Consider the following 18,380-nt stretch of genomic DNA (forward strand, 5'->3'; position numbering starts at 1 on the left):
CTCAGAAACCGGGCGAGTCAGTGCCGGGTCGCCGCTGCCGTGAGGACGCCGTCCGGGTCGTAGGTGCGGGCGATGGCGTCGAGACGGGCGGTGTGCGCGCCGAACACCGCGTCGCGGTCGGCGTCCTCGTCGAGGCCGGCGAAGTTGACGTAGACGCCGCCGGTCGCGGACGGGGTGAGCCGGTCCCACGCCCGGCGGGCCCAGCCGATCGCGGCGTCGTCGTCGGCCGGGTCGGACCAGCCGGCGTCGATGCTGACGTTGAACCGGGCCCGGCGGTGGGCGAACGCCGTCTCGTCGTCGCCGACCGCGGCGACCGCGCCGCCGAGGGTGCGGACGACCGCGATGCACTGCGGGGTCGGGCGCCCCTCGCCGCACGCGACGACGGCCTCGGCCGCCGCGTCGGTGAGCTCCTCCAGGAAGTGCGACTTGAAGAAGTAGCGGTTCCCGGCCGGGAAGAGCGGGTCGAGGGCGGACTGGCTCGCCGTGTAGTCGGTGATCGCCGTGGCGTCCATCAGCGGGGTGCCGAGGCGGGCCAGCGGTGCGAGCACCGCGAGCCCCTCGTCGGCCGGGCCCGCGTACAGCCCGGCGACGGCGATCACCGGCATCCCGTGCATCTCGGCGGGGATCGCCGGGTCGGGGGGCACGCTCCAGATCGCGTACTCCGGCGAGACCGTGTCCGGCATGCGGGGCACGAGGTCGCGCCAGGCGTCCAGCACGGCGGCGGCCTGGTCGTACGGGTAGAGCACGAGCGCGCTCGCCACCTGCGGGCCCAGCGGCCGCAGCGCGAACTCCATCGTCGTCACGACGCCGATGCCGCGCCCGCCGCCGCGCACCGCCCAGAAGAGGTCCGCGTGCTCGGTGGCGCTCGCGGTGCGCGCGACCCCGTCCGCGGTGACGATCTCCACCGCGCGCAGGGCGTCGCAGCTCAGGCCGTACGCCCGCTGCAGGGCGCCGATCCCGCCGCCGAGGGTCAGGCCGGCGACGCCGGTCTCGGACACCTCGCCGCCGGCGACGACGAGGCCGTGGCGCTGGGTGGCGGCGTTGACGTCGGACCAGCGCGCGCCGGCACCGACCCGCGCGGTGCGGGCCGCCGCGTCGACGGTCACCTCGGTCATCCCCGACAGGTCGATCACCAGGCCGTCGTCGCAGACGGCGCTGCCCGCGACCTGGTGGCCGCCCCCGCGGATGCTCACGACCGGACGGTGCCGACGGGCCACGGCGAGCGCGGCGACCACGTCGGTCACGTCGCGGCAGCGGGCGATGACCAGGGGATGGCGGTCGATGAGGCCGTTCCAGACCCGGCGGGCCTCTTCGTAGCGGTGGTCGGTGCGGTCGATGACGTCGCCGGTGATCTCCGCGCGCAGCGCGGCGACGAGGGTCCGGTCCGGGGTGATGGTCATGGCGTGCTCCTGGAGGGTCGGGGTGGTCAGGCGTGGGTGAGGGCGCCGAGGGACTCGTCCACGTCCCAGCCGCGGACCTCGAGGTCGGCGAACGCCGGGTGGCGGCGCAGGCCGTCGACGAGCGGGCCGTCGCGGTACGCCTCGGCGGCGGCGCGGTCGGTGAAGAGGTAGAAGCCGCCGTGGTGGGACCCGTTGACCAGCCAGGTCTTGGCGACGAACCCGGGGACGGTGCGCAGCGCCTCGGCGAAGGCGACGGCGCCGTCGCGGGTCTGTTCGGCCGGGGCGGACGAGGTGAACGTGATGTGCAGGGCGTACATGGTGGGTGCTCCGGTGGTCGCGGTGCGTGTCGGCCGGACGGTCCGACGCCGGGAACTCTGGGCCGATCGGCTGGCACGCCCCTTGCACGTCGCTGACAGCCCGGCATGCTCATCACGGGGAGTGGTGCCGGGTGGGCGACGTCGAGCGGGGCGCACGCGTCGGCGTCGACGTGCTCGGGCCGCTGCGGCTCGCCGTCGACGGCGCCGCGGTGGACGTGCGCGGGCCCAAGCGCCGCGCCGTGCTGGCCCTGCTGGGGCTGGCCGAGGGCCGCACCGTCACCGTCGAGCAGCTGGTGGACGCCCTGTGGCCGGACGACCCGCCGGAGTCCGCGCGCGCCACCGTCCACAGCCACGTCTCCCGGCTGCGCGCCGACCTCGGCCCGGCGGGCGGGCCCTGCCTGACCACCGACGACGGCGGCTACCGCCTCCACCTCGCCGAGGGCGGCCTCGACCTGCGGCGCGTCCGCGCGCTGCGCGACCTCGCCCGGGCCACCGACGACCCGGCCACGGCCGTGGGGCTCCTGCGCGAGGCCCGGGCCGCGTGGCGGGGCACGGCGCTCGCCGACCTCGCCGACGTGCCCCCGCTGCGCGCGGTGGCGCAGGCAGCCCGCGAGCTCTGGCGCGACGTCACCGACCGCCTCGCCGCCGCCCTGATCGCCACCGGCGCGGCGGAGCAGGCGCTGGAGCCCGCGGGCGACGCCCTCGCGGACGACCCGCTGTGCGAGCCCGCGGTCCTGCTGCTCGTGCGGGCGCAGGCGGCCACCGGCCAGGCGCCGCGGGCCCTGCAGACCGCGCGGGAGTACCGGGCGCGGCTCGCCGACGAGACGGGGCTGGATCCCTCGCCGGCCCTCGCCGCGCTGGAGAGCGAGGTCGCGGCGGGCGAGGTGGTGCCGGCGCCTCGCGTGTCACCGGAGACCCGACTCGGCCTGCACGGCCGGGACCGCGAGCTGGCGGCGACCGAACGGCTGCTCGCCAGCGAGCGGCTGGTCACCGTGGTCGGGGCCGGCGGCGTCGGGAAGACGCGCCTGGCGCGCGAGCTCGCCCGCCGTTCCCCCGGCGCCGCGACGCTGCTGCTCGCGCCGGTCACCGACCCTGCCGGCGTCCCCCACGCGCTGGCCGACGCGCTGCGCCTGCACACCGGCACCGGCGACGTCCTGCGCGCGTGCCTCGACGTGCTCGCCGGGACCCCGCGGCTCGTGGTGCTGGACAACTGCGAGCACCTGCTCGACGCGGTCCGCGAGCTCGCCGGTGCGCTGCTCGAGCACTGTCCGGCGACCACGCTGCTCGCCACGAGCCGCGAGCCGCTCGGGCTGGGCGAGGAGGCCGTCGTCCGCCTCGCGCCGCTCGCGACACCCGGGGCGGTGTCGGCGGGGTCGGCGGACCTGGCGGCGGTGCCCGCGGTCGCCGTCTTCCTCGACCGCGCCCGCCGGGTGCGCCCGGACCTCGCGTTCGGGCCCGACGAGCTGCGCGACGTCGCCGAGATCGTGCGCCGCCTGGAGGGCCTGCCCCTGGCCATCGAGCTGGCCGCGGGCCGGCTGCCGACGTTCGCGCCCGCCGCGCTCGCGGCCCGCCTCGACCGCTCGCTGGACCTGCTCGGCAGCCGGGCCCTGCACGAGCGCCACCGCACCCTGCGGGCGACCGTGGCGTGGTCCTACGACCTGCTCGGCGTCGACGAGCAGCGCCTCTTCCGGCACCTCGCCGTGTTCGCCGACGGCGTCGACCTCACCGCCGTGGAGACGACGGCGGCGGCACTCGGGCTCGGCGGCGACGCCGGTGACCTGCTCGCGCGGCTGGTCGACGCCTCGATGGTCGAGGCCGTGCCCGACCCCGCCGGGCGCACCCGCTACCGCATCCTGGAGACGCTGCGCGCCTTCGGGCGCGACGAGCTGGTGGCCGCCGGAGAGGACGACGCCGCCGACGCGCTGCTGGTGGCCTGGGCCGTCGAGCTCGCGGGCTGGGCGCAGCGGACCGCGCGGACCGCCGACGAGGCGGCCGTCGACCGGACGCTGCGCCGGGAGCAGGGCAACCTCCGCGCGGCCTGGCGCCTGGCCCGCAGCCGCGGCGACCTCGACGCGGCCGTGGCCGTGATCGTCCTGCTCGTCGAGGCCGCGACCTGGCGCGACCTGGTGGAGATCCGCGGGTGGGCCACCGAGCTGCTCGACGACCCGGCGCTGGCCGGGCACCCGGAGGAGGGCCAGGTGTGGGCAGCGGCCGCCCAGGACGCCTACATGCGCGCCGACGCCCGCCGCGCCGACCGGCTCGCGCACACCGGCCTGGAGCGCCCCGCCGGGGTCGAGGGGCGGCGGTTCAACCGGTCGGTGCTCGCGCAGGTCGCGCTCACGCTCGGGGACTGGGAGGCCGCCGTGGACCACGACGTCGCGGCCCGCGCGCTGGCCACCGGCCCGGTGCCGCAGCCCGGGGTCGGCGCGCTGGGCGCCCTCTACGCCGGCGACCCGGCGCGGGCCCGCGCGCTGGTCGCCCGCATCCCCACCGGCGACGTGCCGACCCTGCGCGGGCTCGCCGCGTACGTCACCGCGGAGATCGACAGCGTCGAGGACCGGGTCGACGCCGCCGCGGACGGCTACGCGACCGCGATCGCGCTGGCCCGCGCGGTGGGGTCGACGTTCCTCGAGGCGATCGCCGCGGTCGGCCTCGCGTCGCTGCGGTCGCGGGTGGGCCACCTCGCGGCCGCCCTGCGCGGCTACCGCGACGTGATCGACCACTGGGCCGAGGGCGGCAACTGGGGCCATCAGTGGGTCACCCTGCGCAACCTGGCCGTGCTGCTGCGGACCCTCGACGACCACGCCACGGCCGACCTCCTCGACGCCGCCGCCGACCGCGCCCCGGACGCCCCGGACCCGCCGGGCGGGCGCGGTGTCCCGGACCCCGCCGCCCCGGACCGCGACCGGGCGCTCGCCCTCGCCCGCGACGCCCTCGCGCGCCACCTCGCCGGCAGTGACAGCGGCGTGCACGCGCGCTGACAGGACCCGGCCCGACCCTCGACGGCGTCACCGACCGACGCCGAGCGAGGAGAGCGCCATGACCATCACGACGAGCACCCGCACCGACCCCGTCGTCCGCACCGTCGACGCCGTGCACCGGCTCGGCACGATCGTCGGCGTCTGGGCGCATCCCGACGACGAGGTGTACCTGTCCGGCGGGCTCATGGCGGCCGCCGCGGCGCGCGGTCAGCGGGTCGTCGTCGTGACCGCCACCCGCGGCGAGCACGGCACCGACGACCCGGGCACCTGGCCGCCCGCACGGCTCGCCGCGCGGCGGTCCCAGGAGATCGTCGACAGCATGGCCGCGCTGCACGACGCCGTCGAGCACCGCTTCCTCGGCGACGCCCGCGGCCGCTGTCACCTCGACGGATCCCTGCGCGGCGACCCCGGCGCGGACACCGTCGACGAGCTCGCGGGCGTCCTCGCCGACGTCGCCCCGGACACCGTCCTGACGTTCGGGCCCGACGGGCTCACCGGGCACGGCGATCACCGCGCGGTGTCGGCGTGGACCGACCGGGCCGTGCGGCAGCTCGCCGGCGCGTCGCCACGCGTGCTGCACGCCTGCGTCACCGCCCGCTGGGTCGAGCGGTTCGGCGAGTTCGTCGAGCCCATGGACGACGGCGACGACGCGTTCGCGCCCGTCCCGTCCGAGCACCTGGCGGTCGAGCTCGAGCTCGGCGGCGACGTCCTCGCGCGCAAGGTCGCCGCGCTGCGCGCCCAGTCGACCCAGACGGCGTCGCTCGAGGCGGCGCTCGGGTCCGCGCGCTACGAGGACTCCGTCGCCGGCGAGTACTTCCGCCCGGCGGGTCGGTCGTGAGGACCGCGACGGCGGGCCCGGGCCGGCTGCTGGCGGTTACGGTGGCCGCCACCGGCGTGGGCCTCGGCCTCGCCACCGGCACCGGTCCGCTCGTGGGGCCGGTGGCCGCGGAGTTCGGGGTCGCGCGCGGCGCCGTCGCCGTGATGCTGGCGGCGACCCTCGCGGCGACGCTCGGGCTCGGCGTCGTCACCGGCCCGTGGAGCCAGCGCCACGGGGCGCGGCCGCTCGTCGTGCTCGCCGCCGCGGCGATCCCGGCAGGCCTGCTCGTGCTCGCCGTCGCCGGGTCGTTCCCGGTGGCGGCCGCAGGGTTCGCCCTCGGGGTCGGCGGCGGCGCGGGATGCCTGTTCGTGCCCCTGCAGACCGCGGTCGCCGCGGTGATCGAGCGTCATCGCGCGGCGGCACTCGTGGTCGCCTCGGCGGGCGCGGGGCTCGCGACCGTCGTCACCCCGCCGGCGACGGTCGCGCTCGTCGGCGCGCTCGGGGTCCGCGGCGCGGCGGTGGTGCTCGCGGTGGTGGCCGCAGTCGTCGTCGGCGCCTGCGTGCCGGCGGTGCCGAGCGGGCGCCAGGACGCGACGGCGGGCGCCACGGGTCTGCGCACCGTGCTGGCCGAACCGGCCTTCCGGCGCTTCGTGCTCGGTGCCGTCGGCGTCTGTGCGGCGATGTTCGTGCCGTTCGTGCACCTGGCCTCGTTCGCGACGATGCGCGGGGTCGGCCTCGCGACCGGTGCCATGCTGGTCGCCGTGGCGGGGGCGGCGAGCCTGCTCGCGCGCCTCGCGGCCGTGCCGGCCGTCGCCCGGTGGGGCGCGTGGCCGGTGTGCCGGGTGGGCGCGGTCGGGCTGACCGTGAGCGTGGCCGGCTGGCTGCTCGCGGACGGCCGGATGGCGGGGCTCGCCGCGTTCGCCGTCGTGTTCGGGGGCGCGCACGGCGCCTACGTCGGGGTGAGCGGCGCGGCGGCCGCGGAGCTCTTCGGTGTGGCCGACTTCGGGCTGCGGCTCGGGGTCATGCACCTCGCGGCGGCGGCCGGCGGGCTGCTCGGTCCGGCGGTGGCGGGCCTCGCCGCCGACGCGGCCGGGAGCCCGACGGCGGGGATCGCGGTGGCGGTGGCCTGCGGTGTCGCGGGGTGCGCGGTGTTCCTGTGCGCCGGGGTCACAGCGAGCGGGCCAGCGCGAGCGCCTCGGTGAGCGGGGGCGGCGGTCCCGCCGGCCGATCGGGGTCGGTGGGGCGCAGGACGTCCTCGACGACGTCGCCGCGCGCGGCGCCCCCGGCGCGGTAGAGGAGGTCGGCGGGTCCCGGCCGGTCGGAGACGTGGGCCAGGCGGGCGAGCCACCGCAGGCTCAGCGCCACCTCGGAGGCGTACCCCAGGCCGGAGTAGGCGTCGAGGGCGCGGCGCAGGTGGTCGCGGGCCTCGTCCAGTGCGCCGTCGCGCAGCGCCAGCGCGCCGAGCGTGCGGCGGCTGACGCCGGCCCCGATGGGGTAGTCGACCTCCTCGCACGCCCGCGCCGCGCCGTCCGACGCCGCGCGCCCGGCCCGCGGGTCGTCCGCCGCGAGCAGGCACCCGCGGACCGCGCCCGCCCACGCCACCAGGGCCGGGCTGCCGAGCGCCGGTGCCGCGCGGTGGGCCGCCTCGACCTGTTCGAGGGCCTCGCGGAGGCGTCCCGTCGCGGCCAGGGCGATCGCGCGGAACGTCAGCAGCTCGTTGTGCCACGGCGTCATGGCGTGCGCGGCGGCGACCTCGAGGGCCTCCTCGGCCCAGCGCAGCGCGTCGTCGTCCCGGCCGGTCATCCGCGCCCGGAAGAACAGCGCACGCCGGGCGTTCACCCCGGCCAGCGGCGACGACCCGGCGAGCGCCTCGTGCGCCAGCGCCGCGCCGCGCTCGGCCGAGCCCCGCAGCACGTGGGCGACCGCGGCCGCGGCGGCCGCCTCGGCGCGGGAGCGCCCGGAGGAGTCCGGCCAGCGCCGCAGCACGACGTCGCCGAGCTCGGCGACCGGCATCGCGCTGCGGTTCTTCAGGACGCTGCACATGGGCACGAACAGCGGCAGCGCGCGGTCGGGGCCCTCGTCGTGCGCGACGCACCAGCGCAGCGCGTCCGCGACGTCGGTGTGCAGGTTCTGCAGGGTCACCAGCAGGTCCACGGGCCAGGCGTGGACCATGCGGTCGCGGGCGTCGACGGCGGCGGCGAGGACCGAGTCGACCCAGCGGTCGCGGACGGCCTGGAGCTCGCCCCGCTCCTCCAGCCGGTCGCGGGCGAAGCGCCGGATCGTGGCCAGGAGCGCGTACCAGGTGCGGCCCGCCCGCTGGTGCACCGTGATCATCGACGCCGCGACCAGGCGGTCGAGGTGGTCGACGGTGGCCAGCAGGTCGTCGTCGCCGGCCACCGCGTGGGCGTGGTCGGCGGTGAAGCGGCCCGCGAACACCCCGAGGCGGGCGAAGAAGCGCCGGGTCGGGTCGGGCAGCCGGTCGTGGGACCAGGCGACGGCGGCGTCGAGGCTGCGGTGCCGGGCGGGCCCGGAGGTCCCGGTGCGCCGCAGCAGGCGCAGGCGCCGGTCGAGGTGCTCGAGGACCTCCTCGGGCGTGAGGCTGCGCAGGCGGACGGCGGCGAGCTCGAGGGCGAGCGGGAGCCCGTCGAGGCGCCGGCACAGGGTGGCCACGGCGGCGGCGTCGGCGTCCAGGTCGAGGCGGGCCCCGCAGGCCTCCGCGCGCTCGGCGAGCAGCCGGGCAGCCGGGCTCCGGCGCACCGAGGCGGGGTCGTCGCTGTCGGGGAGCGCCAGGGTGCCGAGGGCGAGGACGTGCTCCTCGGGCAGCCCCAGCGCCTCGCGGCTGGTGGCGAGCACGGTGACGCCCGGGCACGACGCCAGGAGCCGGGCGACGGCGTCCGCGGCGGCGTCGAGCAGGTGCTCGCAGTCGTCGAGCAGGAGCAGCCGGTCCGCGCTCCCCAGGGCCTGGCCCGCCGCGTCCAGCGACGGGAAGCCCAGCGCGTCGGCGACGGCGCACGCCACGGCACCGGCCTCGGGGACGCCGTCGAGCTCGCACACCGCGACGGTCCGCCCGGCCTCCGCGGCCGCCGCGGCCCGCGCCACGCGTGTCTTGCCGACCCCGCCGGCCCCGACCAGCGTCACGACCCGGGCGAGGCCGAGCAGGCGCCGGGTCTCGGCGAGCTCGGCGTCGCGGCCGTGCAGGGTCGCCGTCGGGCTCCGCGACGGGGGCGCGCGGGGCGGGGCCTCCTCCTGCTGCGCGAGCACGGCCGCCTCCAGGGTCCCGAGCTCCGTGCTCGGGTCGAGCCCGGCCTCGTCGGCCAGGCGGGCGCGGTACCCGCGCAGCACGGCGAGCGCGTCGACGCTGCGTCCCGCGCGGGACAGCGCGGTGGCGAGCTGCAGGTGCGGCCGCTCGCGCAGCGGGTCGGCGGCCGCGGCGCGCTCCGCGTCGGGGAGCACCTCGTGGTGGTGGCCCGCGGCGAGCTCGGCGTCGAGGAGCTCGGCGCGCACCGTGTGGGCCAGGGCGTCGAAGCGGACGCGGTCGGCGGCGAGACCGCTCGCCTCGGTGCCGGGGAGGTCGGCGAGGTCCGCCAGCCCGGGACCGCGCCAGCACGCGAGCGCCTCGCGGAGCAGCTCGCTCGCCTCGGTGGCGCCCCGCGCGGCGCGGGCACGGTGGAGCAGGTGCTCGGCCCGGTGCAGGTCCAGCTCACCGGGCTCGACGACCAGCCGGTAGCCGGCGGGCTCGCGCCGCAGCCGGGCACCGACGTCGCCGAGGGACGCGCGGAGCCGGGACACCGTGGTGTGCAAGCGGGCGCGGGCCCGGTCGGGCGGGTCGTCGCCCCAGAGGGCGTCGATCAGTCGTTCGTCGCCGACCGGGTGGCCGTCGGCGCAGAGCAACAGCGCGAGCACGGTGCGTGGCCGGACGCCTCCGAGGGCGACGGCGGCTCCACGGTGCCGGACCTCGACGGGCCCGAGCACGCCGAACTCGACGTCCACGCTCATCCCTCGCATCCCGGGCGCACCGAGCATAGGACCGCTGTCAGCGCGCGGACAGCGGCTTGTCAGCGCCCGCACCGACCGTCGGCGGTGCCGGCGAGGAGCCGGCGGGACGGTCAGGAGGCCGGGATGGACCAGGACAAGGTGATGGCGTTCCTCGGGCAGGTCGTCACGGACATGGGGGCGACGGGGTCCGCGGGACAGGTGGTGATCGGCGGCCGGCTGGGGCTGTACCGCGAGCTGGCCCGCGGACCGGCGACGCCCGAGGTGCTGGCCGAGCGCACGGGGTGCGCACGGCGGTACCTCGCCGAGTGGCTGCGGGGGCAGGCCGCCGGCGGCTACGTCACGTACGACGCGACGACCGGCGAGTTCTCGCTGACCGAGGAGCAGGCGTTCTGCCTCGCCGACCCGGAGGGACCGAACGTGTCGGCGATCTTCCGGATCGGGCTGGGCTACCTGAAGGCGGAGCCGCGGATCGCGGAGGCGTTCCGGACCGGCGAGGGCATGCCCTGGCGCGACCACGACGAGGACGTGTTCGTCGGGTGCGACGCGTTCTTCCGGCCCGGCTACGTCGCCGAGCTGGTGCCGCACTGGATCCCCGCGCTCGACGGGGTCGCCGGCAAGCTGCGCGACGGCGCGCGGGTCGCCGACGTCGGCTGCGGCCTGGGCACCACCTCGGTGCTGATGGCCGAGGCGTTCCCGCGCAGCACCGTGACCGGCTCGGACTACCACGACGAGTCGATCGCGCTGGCCCGCAAGAAGGCCGCGGACGCCGGGGTGGGCGACCGCGTGGCCTCCGCCCAGGGGTTCACCGGCACCGGCTACGACCTGGTGACGACGTTCGACTGCCTGCACGACATGGGCGACCCCGTCGGCGCGGCCCGACAGGTGCTCGGCGCGCTGGACCCGGACGGGACGTGGCTGCTCGTGGAGCCCTATGCCGGCGACACCGTCGAGGAGACCCTCAACCCCGTCGGCCGGCTCTACTACGCGGCCTCGACGTTCCTCTGCGTGCCGAACGGGCTCTCGCAGCCGGGCGGCTACGCGCTCGGCGCCCAGGCCGGGGAGGTCGCCATCCGTGACGTGGTCACCACCGCGGGGTTCACGCGCTTCCGCCGGGCCGCGGAGACGGCGTTCAACCTGGTCTACGAGGTACGGCCCTAGGTGACAGCGGGACGGCAGCGGTCGGACAGGGCCCGCCGTCACCGTCGTCGCCATGACCACACTGGAGAACGCCCGCACCACCGAGAACTGCGCCGAGACCGTCTTCGGCTGGATCCTCGGGATGGAACAGAGCGCCGCGCTCTACCTCGGCGACCGGCTCGGCTGGTACCGGTCGCTCGCCGAGGAGGGGCCGGCCACGGCGCCGGAGTTCGCCGCGCGCACCGGGACCGCGGCCCGGTACGCGCGGGAGTGGCTGGAGCACCAGGCGGTGAGCGGCATGCTCACCGTCGACGACCCGGGCGCCGCGCCCGACGCCCGGCGCTTCACGATCCCGGACGCGCACGTCCCGGTGCTCGCCGACCTCGACAGCGAGGACGTCCTGACGCCGTTCGCGCGCATCCTCGTCGCGACCCTGCGCCGCGTCGACGACCTGCTCGAGGCCTACCGCACCGGCGGCGGGGTCAGCTGGGAGACGTTCGGCGACGACGCGCGGGAGGGCCAGGCGGCGCAGAACCGCCCGCTGCTGCGCGACGCGCTGTGCCGCGACCACCTGCCGCTGCTCGGCGACGTCGACCGGGCCCTGCGCGCGGGCGGCCGCGTCGCCGACGTCGGGCTCGGCGAGGGGTGGTCGGCGATCGGCATCGCCCGCGCCTACCCGTCCGCCACGGTCGACGGGTTCGACGTCGACGCCGCCTCGGTCGACGCCGCCCGCCGGCACGCCGCGGAGGACGGCGTCGGAGACCGGGTGACCGTCCACCACGCCGGGATCGAGACCGCCGAGGCCGGCGCCTACGACCTCGTCTGCGCGTTCGAGTGCGTGCACGACATGCCCGACCCCGTCGGCGTCCTCGCCGCGATGCGCCGGGCCGTGGCGCCGGGCGGCACGGTGCTGCTCATGGACGAGAAGGTCGCCGACGCGTTCGCGCCCGACGGCGACGAGGTCGAGCGGCTGTTCTACGGCTTCTCGCTGATGTGCTGCCTGCCCGACGGGCTGTCCACGCCCGGCTCGGTGGGCACCGGCACCGTGATGCGCCGGGACACGCTCGAGGGATACGCGCGCGACGCGGGGTTCGGCGGCGTCGAGGTCCTCGACGAGCTGGACCACGAGATCTTCCGGTTCTACCGACTGCGCTGACGCGGCAAGCCGGTTCGGCACCTCACGCTCCTCCGTCGCGTGACGTGCCGACGCGCGGCGCCGCGGGCTGGTGGCCGACGTCAGCTCCCGCGCCGGACCCGGATCCGCGTCGAGGTTCCACTCGTCCGCTGGTGCCGTCCACGCGCACCCACGCCACGTCGGCCAGGCGGGCGACGGCGTCGCGCACACCCACGACGGCGGGCAGCCCGTACTCGCGGGCGACGACGGCGCCGTGCGAGTTCGACCCGCCCATCTCCATCACCAGCCCGCCGGCGGTGAGAAACAGCGGCGTCCAGCCGGGGTCGGTCGAGGGGCAGACCAGGACGTCCCCGGGGTCGAGGTGGGCGCCCTGCGGGTCGGTGATCACCCGGACCTTGCCGGTGACCGTGCCCGCCGACGCCGGGACGCCGGTCAGCGCGCCGTCCTCGGCGGGCGCCGGGTCGGCCAGCGCCTCGGGCTCGGTGCCGTCGGAGAGCACGAGGCGGGGGACGTGGCGGCGGCGCAGTTCCCGCTCGTAGGTGGCTCTTCTCTGCGTAACCAGGGCGCGGCGGTCGAGGTCCTCGCCGGCCTCGGTGAGGCTGAGGAAGAAGACGTCGCCGGCGTCCTCGAGGTGCCCGGCGGCGGCCAGCTCGGCGCCTACTGCGGCGACCTCGGCCCGGGCGGCGCCGAGCACCGTGACCAGCCAGTACTTCGGCAGCTCGCGCAGCCCGACGAGCGCGCGGGCGCGGTGCAGCGCGAACGCCACGACCCGCCCGCGCAGGCCACCGGCGCGCCCGGCGAGGGTGCTGATCGTCGTCTCGGCCTCGGCGGCGCTGCGGGCGAACACGGCGTCCGGGGTGCGCGCGGGGTCGTCGAGGCGCACGTAGTTGGCCAGCACGCCGAGCAGGTACGCCGGGTCCTCGGACCACCGCGGCAGGCCGAGGTCGATCTCGGCGACCGCGCGCCGGCCGTGCTCAGCGAGGAAGGCGTCGAGGCCGGGCGGGCGGTCGCCCCGGGTCAGCGCGGCGACCGCCGCCGGGTCGTCACGCAGGCGGACGGCGAGGTCCCAGAGGGCCAGGTCCATCTCGGTGGTGACGTTGTGCGGCAGCCCGCGCAGCACCGTGCCGAGCTCGCCGGGCCGCGCGCGGTCGCCGAGCACCTTCGCGGCGAGCCCGAGCGCGAGGAACCCGGCGGCCGGGGCCGGCGCGATCCGCGGCGCCATCGGCGCGAACCCGTCGGAGAGCATCCACCGCGCCCGGTCGAGGCGCTCCGCGCGGCTCGCGCCCGCCGGGCACGGCAGCGTCCGCTCCGCGTCCCTGACCAGCGTGTACGCCCGCTCGCGGGCCCGTGCAGGTCGGATCCAGGCGCCGAGGACGTGGAGCGGGATGCGGTAGCGCAGGGCCACGCGGCCGACGCGGCGCAGCGCCGGCAGCGGCGAGCGCCGCGTCACCGACAGCTCGGGCCGGTCGAGCTGCGTGGCGATGACCTCGGCCGAGCGCCGCTCCATCACCCCGAGCACGCCGCGGACGCCGGCGCGCCCGACGCGGCTGCGCAGCACGTCGGTGAGGTCGACGAACACCCGCTCGCCGGCCTCGGACACCATCGGCGGGCCCTGCTCGGGGTCGTCGACCGGCGTCCCGAGCAGGCGCGCGACCCCCGTCGCGAGGTGGCGGGCCGCGGAGAGCCCGGCCGGGGTGAACGGGCGGAACACGCCCTGCGCGACGTTCGCGGACAGGAACATCCGCAGCCCCGGGCGGCCCGGGACGAGCGGGTAGAGCGTGGTGATCGGCCGCGACTGCGTCAGCCAGGCCGTGCCGTCGCCGTCGATCGCCCACTCGGTGTCCTGCGGCGCCCCGAACAGCGCCTCGGCGCGGCGGCCGAGGTCGGTGAGCGCCCGGACGTGCCCGGCGTCCAGCGCGGCGGCGTCGGTGCGGGCGACGGACTCGGTGCCCCCGCCGGCCCGCGCGAGCACGACCGACCCGCCCACCCCGGCCCGGCGCTGCGCGATCGTGCCGTCGGGGTCGACGATGAGGTGCTCGGGATCGACCGACCCGGAGACCACGGACTCGCCCAGCCCCGGCGCCGCGTCGATCACCGACTGCCCGCGCCGCCCGGTGACCGGGTTCGCGGTGAACAGGACGCCGGCCCACCGCGCGTCGACCATCCGCTGGACCACGACGGCGAGGGCGACGGCACCGTGGTCGATGCCCTGGGCGCCGCGGTAGGCGACCGCCCGGTCGGTCCAGAGCGACGCCCAGCAGCGTCGGACGGCCTCGAGGACCGCGTCGGCGCCGACGACGTTGAGCTCGGTGTCCTGCTGGCCCGCGAAGCTGGCGTCGGGCAGGTCCTCGGCCGTGGCCGACGAGCGCACGGCGACCGGGCCGTCGGGGCACGCGGCGCGCACGGCGTCGGCGACGTCGGCGGGGACCGGGACGGCGAGCACGGCGGCGCGGGCCTTCTCGCCCAGGACCTCGGTATCGGTGTCGAGCAGCCCGTCGAGCGCCGCGCCGACCGCGCGCCGGTAGGCCTCCGTGGTGACGCAGACGCCGCCGGGGACCGGGAGGCCGGCGCGCACGAGGGCCGCGAGGTTGGCCCCCTTGCCGCCGACCCGCCCGAGCGTCGCCGGGTCGTCGGGGTCGATCGCGTCGAGGGACAGCACCAGTGCGGTCATGACGGCCTCGTCTCCTGCCGCTGCGCGGCGGCGTCGCCCAGCAGGGCCATCGCGCGTCCCACCAGGGCCCGGTCCGCGGGGGCGAGGCGGTTCATGATCTCGAGCTGGGCGTCGGCCCGGGTGCGTTCGAGGCGGCGCAGCAGGCCCTGGCCGTCCTTGCTGATCGCGACCCGGCGGACCCGCCGGTCGGTGGGGTGCTCCTGGCGCTCGACCAGGCCGCGGCGCACGAGGGCGTCGACGAGCCGGCTGGTCGCCGAGTGCGACCGCCCGACCCGTTCGGCGAGGGCGCCGAGGGACACCGGCTCGCCGGCGTCGAGGACGTAGAGCGTCGCGAGCTGGGTCAGCGAGAGCTCGTCACCACCCTCGACGGCGTCGAGCAGGTCGAGCAGGAACGCGGGGATCATCGCGCGCCGCATGTCGCCGAAGCTGGCCGCCAGGCGTTCCCGCTCGTCCATCTCGTTTCCTTGCAACTCTGCAATGTATGCAGTCATGCAAGCATCGGGTCGGCAGGCTGTCAAGCGGCGCTACGCTCCCGCCGCAGGTGGAGGGGGGCGTGATGGCCCTGGTGCGGGTGCTCGGCGCGATCGCGGTCGGCGACGCCCCGGTCCGCTCCGCGCGCGTGCGCCGGCTGCTCGCCGTCCTGGCCCTCGAGCCCGGGCGGGTGGTCGCCGTCGACCGCCTCGTCGCGCACGTGTGGCCCGACGACCCGCCCGCGCACGGCGAGGCCGCCCTGCACAGCGCGGTCGCGCGGGCCCGGCGGGTGCTCGGGGACGGGGTGCTGCGGACCGAGCCGCCCGGCTACGTGCTCGACCTGCCGCCCGACGGGCTCGACGCGACGGCGGCGGTGGTGCTGCGGGATCGTTCCCGGTCCGGGGGCGGCGTCGATCTCCTCGACGAGGCCCTCGCGCTGTGGCGCGGCCCGGCGTTCGCGGAGTTCGCCGACGAGGACCCGTTCCGGCCGGTCGCCGCCCGCCTCGACGAGCTGCGCGCCGACCTCGAGGACGCCCGCGCGCAGGCCGACCTCGACCTCGGCCGCCCCGGCGACGCCGTCGCGCGCCTCGAGGAGCTGGTGGCCGCGGCGCCGTTCCGCGAGCGCCGGCGCGAGCTCCTGGTCGAGGCGCTGCACCGTGCCGGCCGGGCGGGCGACGCCCTCGCCGCCGTCGCGGCCCACCGCCGCCTGCTCGCCGACGAGCTGGGCCTCGACCCGGGACCGGAGATGCGCCGGCTCGAGGCCCGGGTGCTGGCGGGCGCACCGGCCCCCGAGGTTGCAGCGAACGCGCCGTTCGTTGCCCTAGAAGCAGCGAACGGCGCGTTCGTTCCACCGCCGGGGCCCGCGCTGCTCGGCCGCGACACCGCGCTCGCCGGGATCACGGCCGCGATCGGGGACGGTCCGGTGACCCTCGTCGGGCCCGGCGGGGTCGGGAAGACGACGCTCGCGCGGCACGTGGCGGCGGCGGTCGGCGGGGCGTTCGCGGACGGGGTCGTCGTCACCGAGCTCGCGACCGTCACCGCGGGCACCGAGGTCGCCCCGGCCGTGGTGGCGGCGGTCGGCGCGCCCGGCGCCGCGGGCACCGATGTCCTCGCCGTCCTGCGCGGCCGGCGCCTGCTGCTGGTGCTCGACAACGCCGAGCACGTCGTCGACGCCGTGGCCGCGCTGGTCGCCGACGTGGGCGCCGCGTGCCCGACGGTCGCCGTGCTCGCCACCAGCCGCGAGCCGCTCGGCGTGCCCGGCGAGCGCGTGCGTCCCGTGCCGCCGCTGGCCGAGGAGGCCGCGGTCGCGCTCTTCGTCGAACGGGCGGCCGCCGCCGACCCCGCCTTCGTGCTGTCCGACGGCAACCGGGACGCGGTCACCGAGGTGTGCCGGCTCCTCGACCGCCTCCCGCTCGCCCTCGAGCTCGCCGCCGCCCGGATGCGCGTGCTCTCACCCGCCGAGCTCGCCGCCGACCTCCCCGGCCAGCGTCGCTTCCTGCGCAGCCCCCACCGCGGCGCCGACCTCCGGCACCGGACCCTGCACGCGGTCGTCGACTGGTCCTACCGCCTGCTCTCCGAGCGCGAACGCGACGTGCTGTGCAGGCTGGCCGTCTTCGCCGGCAGCGTCACCCTGCCCGCCGCGCGGGCCGTCGCCGACGATCCCGACCTCGACGGGGTGCTCGCCGACCTCGTCGACAAGTCGCTGGTCACCGCGTCCGTCGACCACGCCCGCGGCGGGCCGTCGCGCTACGCCCTGCTCGAGACCGTCCGCGCCTACGCCCGCGAGCGGCTCGGCGAGGCCGGCGGGTCGGAGGCGACCCGGCGGCGGCACGCCGACCACGTGCTGGCGTTCCTCGAACGGGAGGGCGCCCTGGCCGGTCCGGACGCCGCGCGGCGGCTCGCGGCCGTGACGGCGGAGTGGGACGAGGTCCGGGCGGCCGTCGCGTGGAGCACCGAGCACGACCCGGCGCACGCGGCGGCGATCACGGCCCGGCTGGTCGACGTCGCCGAGGTCCGGATGACCCCGGAGATCTTCGCCTGGGCGGACGCGCTGCTGACGTCCGGCGCGGACCTCGGCCCGGCGCACGCGGCGGTGCACGCCGTGGCGGCGGGCGGGGCGCGGTTCGCGGGCGACCTGGAGGGTGCCGGGGCGCACGTCGCCGCCGGTCGGGCGGTGGTCGCGCCCGGCGATCGCGCCGCGGCGGTCCTCGCCTACCTGCAGGCCGAGCTGGACCTCTTCGCCGGGCGCGTCCCGGAGTGCGCGCGGGCAGCGGCCGAGGCCGAGCGACTCGCCGCGGCGGGCGACCGTGTCGGGCTCCTCGCCGTCGGCTCGCGCCTGCTGGCGGCCGCCTACGGCGGGGACGTCGCCGCGGCGGAGGCGGAGGCGGACGCGCTCGCGGCCACCGTCCGGGGGATCGGCGACCCCCTGCTCGCGCCCTGGATCGCCTACCTCGCCGGCGAGGTCCGCGCCGACCGCGACCCGGCGGGTGCCCTCGAGCGGATGGAGGAGGCGGTGCGCCTCGCCCGGGACGTCGGCGAGCAGTACGCGCTCGGGGTCGCCCTGGTCACCGTCACCTCGCTGCGCGCCCGCGCCAGGGACACCGCCGCTGCGGCACGCTCCGCGCTGGCGTCGCTGGAGCACTGGCGCGGCACCGGCAACCGCACCCACCAGTGGGTCGGCCTGCGGGGCGTCGCCGAGCTCCTCGCCGAGGACCGGCGCGACGAGCTCGCCGCGGAGCTCCTCGGCGGCCTGGCCGCGCGGCGCTCCGGGGGCCCGCTGTTCGGTCCGGACGCGGCGCGCCTCGCCACCCTCCGCGAGTCGCTGGCCGCCCGACTCGGCGACGACGTCCTCGCGCGCGCCGCACGCCGCGGGGCCGCCCGCGACGACGAAGGCCTCGTCGACCTGGCCCGCGAGGCCCTCCGGGAGCGATGAGAGGGCCCTCATCACGGTCTCCCGGGGACCTCACGGGCGCCGCCGACGCTGGTGTCTGCCGGGCGAGGGACGCCCGCGCGAGACCCCGGAGGCCCGCATGACCCGCACCCGCTCCCTGCTCGTCCTCGCCACCCTCGGCGGCGCGCTGGCCCTCACCGGCTGCGCGGCGACCGACGGCGCGCCCGTCCCCGTCGCCGTGTCCGTGCCCGCCGTGCCGGGCTCGTCGTCCGGCCCGGCCCTGCCGATCCCCGCCGCCCCGGTCGCGCCCGTGGACGACGACGACGATGACGACGACGGGCGCCTCGACCGCGACGACGATGACGACGACAACGACGGCGTTCTCGACCGCGACGACCTCGACGACCGCGATGACGACGACCGGGATGACCGTGACGACGACGGTCCCGGTGACGACGACCTCGACGACCGGGACGACGACGGCCCCGTCGACGACGGCCCCGTCGACGACTGAGGTCCGGTTACTGGCTGGTATCTCTCGCTCAGCGAGACGTACCAGCCAGTA

Annotated in this window: 12 protein-coding genes; 7 read left to right on the forward strand and 5 right to left on the reverse strand. The window is 77.9% G+C overall.

Going from position 1 to position 18,380, the window contains the following annotated elements:
* Positions 1–17: 17 nt before the first annotated feature.
* Positions 18–1,400 carry an FAD-binding oxidoreductase gene (locus EV188_RS21650; RefSeq protein WP_133828400.1) on the reverse strand — a complete coding sequence of 461 codons (1,383 nt, stop codon included), beginning with the start codon at positions 1,398–1,400 and terminating at the stop codon, positions 18–20.
* A gap of 26 nt (positions 1,401–1,426) precedes the next feature.
* A complete protein-coding gene (locus EV188_RS21655) occupies positions 1,427–1,717 on the reverse strand; it encodes a YdhR family protein (RefSeq protein ID WP_133828401.1) in 291 nt (96 codons plus the stop codon).
* 131 nt (positions 1,718–1,848) lie between these two features.
* Here EV188_RS21655 and EV188_RS21660 point away from each other — a divergent pair, with 131 nt between their 5' ends.
* Genes EV188_RS21660 through EV188_RS21670 form a run of 3 tightly spaced genes read left to right on the forward strand, consistent with a single transcriptional unit; the run spans position 1,849 to position 6,717 of the window.
* Positions 1,849–4,698, forward strand: a complete 2,850-nt coding sequence (locus tag EV188_RS21660; RefSeq protein WP_133828402.1) for an AfsR/SARP family transcriptional regulator — start codon at positions 1,849–1,851, stop codon at positions 4,696–4,698.
* A gap of 58 nt (positions 4,699–4,756) precedes the next feature.
* Positions 4,757–5,536 (forward strand): PIG-L deacetylase family protein, encoded by a 780-nt coding sequence (locus EV188_RS21665; protein WP_133828403.1) that lies wholly within the window; start codon positions 4,757–4,759, stop codon positions 5,534–5,536.
* Positions 5,533–6,717 (forward strand): MFS transporter, encoded by a 1,185-nt coding sequence (locus EV188_RS21670; RefSeq protein WP_133828404.1) that lies wholly within the window; start codon positions 5,533–5,535, stop codon positions 6,715–6,717. The genes EV188_RS21665 and EV188_RS21670 overlap by 4 nt, the downstream gene beginning before the upstream one ends.
* Here the strand turns inward: EV188_RS21670 and EV188_RS21675 are convergent.
* A complete protein-coding gene (locus tag EV188_RS21675; RefSeq protein ID WP_166660010.1) occupies positions 6,683–9,511 on the reverse strand; it encodes an ATP-binding protein in 2,829 nt (942 codons plus the stop codon). The genes EV188_RS21670 and EV188_RS21675 overlap by 35 nt on opposite strands.
* Positions 9,512–9,634: 123 nt before the next feature.
* Between EV188_RS21675 and EV188_RS21680 the strand changes: the two genes are divergently transcribed.
* Together EV188_RS21680 and EV188_RS21685 are read left to right on the forward strand one after the other, a co-directional pair.
* Positions 9,635–10,669 (forward strand): class I SAM-dependent methyltransferase, encoded by a 1,035-nt coding sequence (locus EV188_RS21680; protein WP_133828406.1) that lies wholly within the window; start codon positions 9,635–9,637, stop codon positions 10,667–10,669.
* A 52-nt stretch (positions 10,670–10,721) separates the two neighbouring features.
* Positions 10,722–11,804 (forward strand): class I SAM-dependent methyltransferase, encoded by a 1,083-nt coding sequence (locus tag EV188_RS21685; RefSeq protein WP_133828407.1) that lies wholly within the window; start codon positions 10,722–10,724, stop codon positions 11,802–11,804.
* A gap of 22 nt (positions 11,805–11,826) precedes the next feature.
* On the opposite strand, the gene EV188_RS21690 is transcribed toward EV188_RS21685, so the two are convergent.
* Both EV188_RS21690 and EV188_RS21695 read right to left on the reverse strand, forming a co-directional pair.
* Positions 11,827–14,454, reverse strand: coding sequence for a PEP/pyruvate-binding domain-containing protein (locus EV188_RS21690; protein WP_133828408.1), 2,628 nt, complete (start codon positions 14,452–14,454; stop codon positions 11,827–11,829).
* Positions 14,451–14,909 (reverse strand): MarR family winged helix-turn-helix transcriptional regulator, encoded by a 459-nt coding sequence (locus EV188_RS21695; RefSeq protein WP_166660011.1) that lies wholly within the window; start codon positions 14,907–14,909, stop codon positions 14,451–14,453. The genes EV188_RS21690 and EV188_RS21695 overlap by 4 nt, the downstream gene beginning before the upstream one ends.
* An 86-nt stretch (positions 14,910–14,995) precedes the next feature.
* Between EV188_RS21695 and EV188_RS21700 the strand changes: the two genes are divergently transcribed.
* Complete coding sequence (locus tag EV188_RS21700) at positions 14,996–17,857, forward strand: ATP-binding protein (RefSeq protein WP_208114330.1); 2,862 nt, start codon at positions 14,996–14,998, stop codon at positions 17,855–17,857.
* A gap of 97 nt (positions 17,858–17,954) precedes the next feature.
* Positions 17,955–18,329, forward strand: coding sequence for a hypothetical protein (locus tag EV188_RS21705; protein WP_133828411.1), 375 nt, complete (start codon positions 17,955–17,957; stop codon positions 18,327–18,329).
* Positions 18,330–18,380 lie beyond the last annotated feature (51 nt).

The organism is Actinomycetospora succinea (genome assembly GCF_004363095.1).
Taxonomy (GTDB): domain Bacteria; phylum Actinomycetota; class Actinomycetes; order Mycobacteriales; family Pseudonocardiaceae; genus Actinomycetospora; species Actinomycetospora succinea.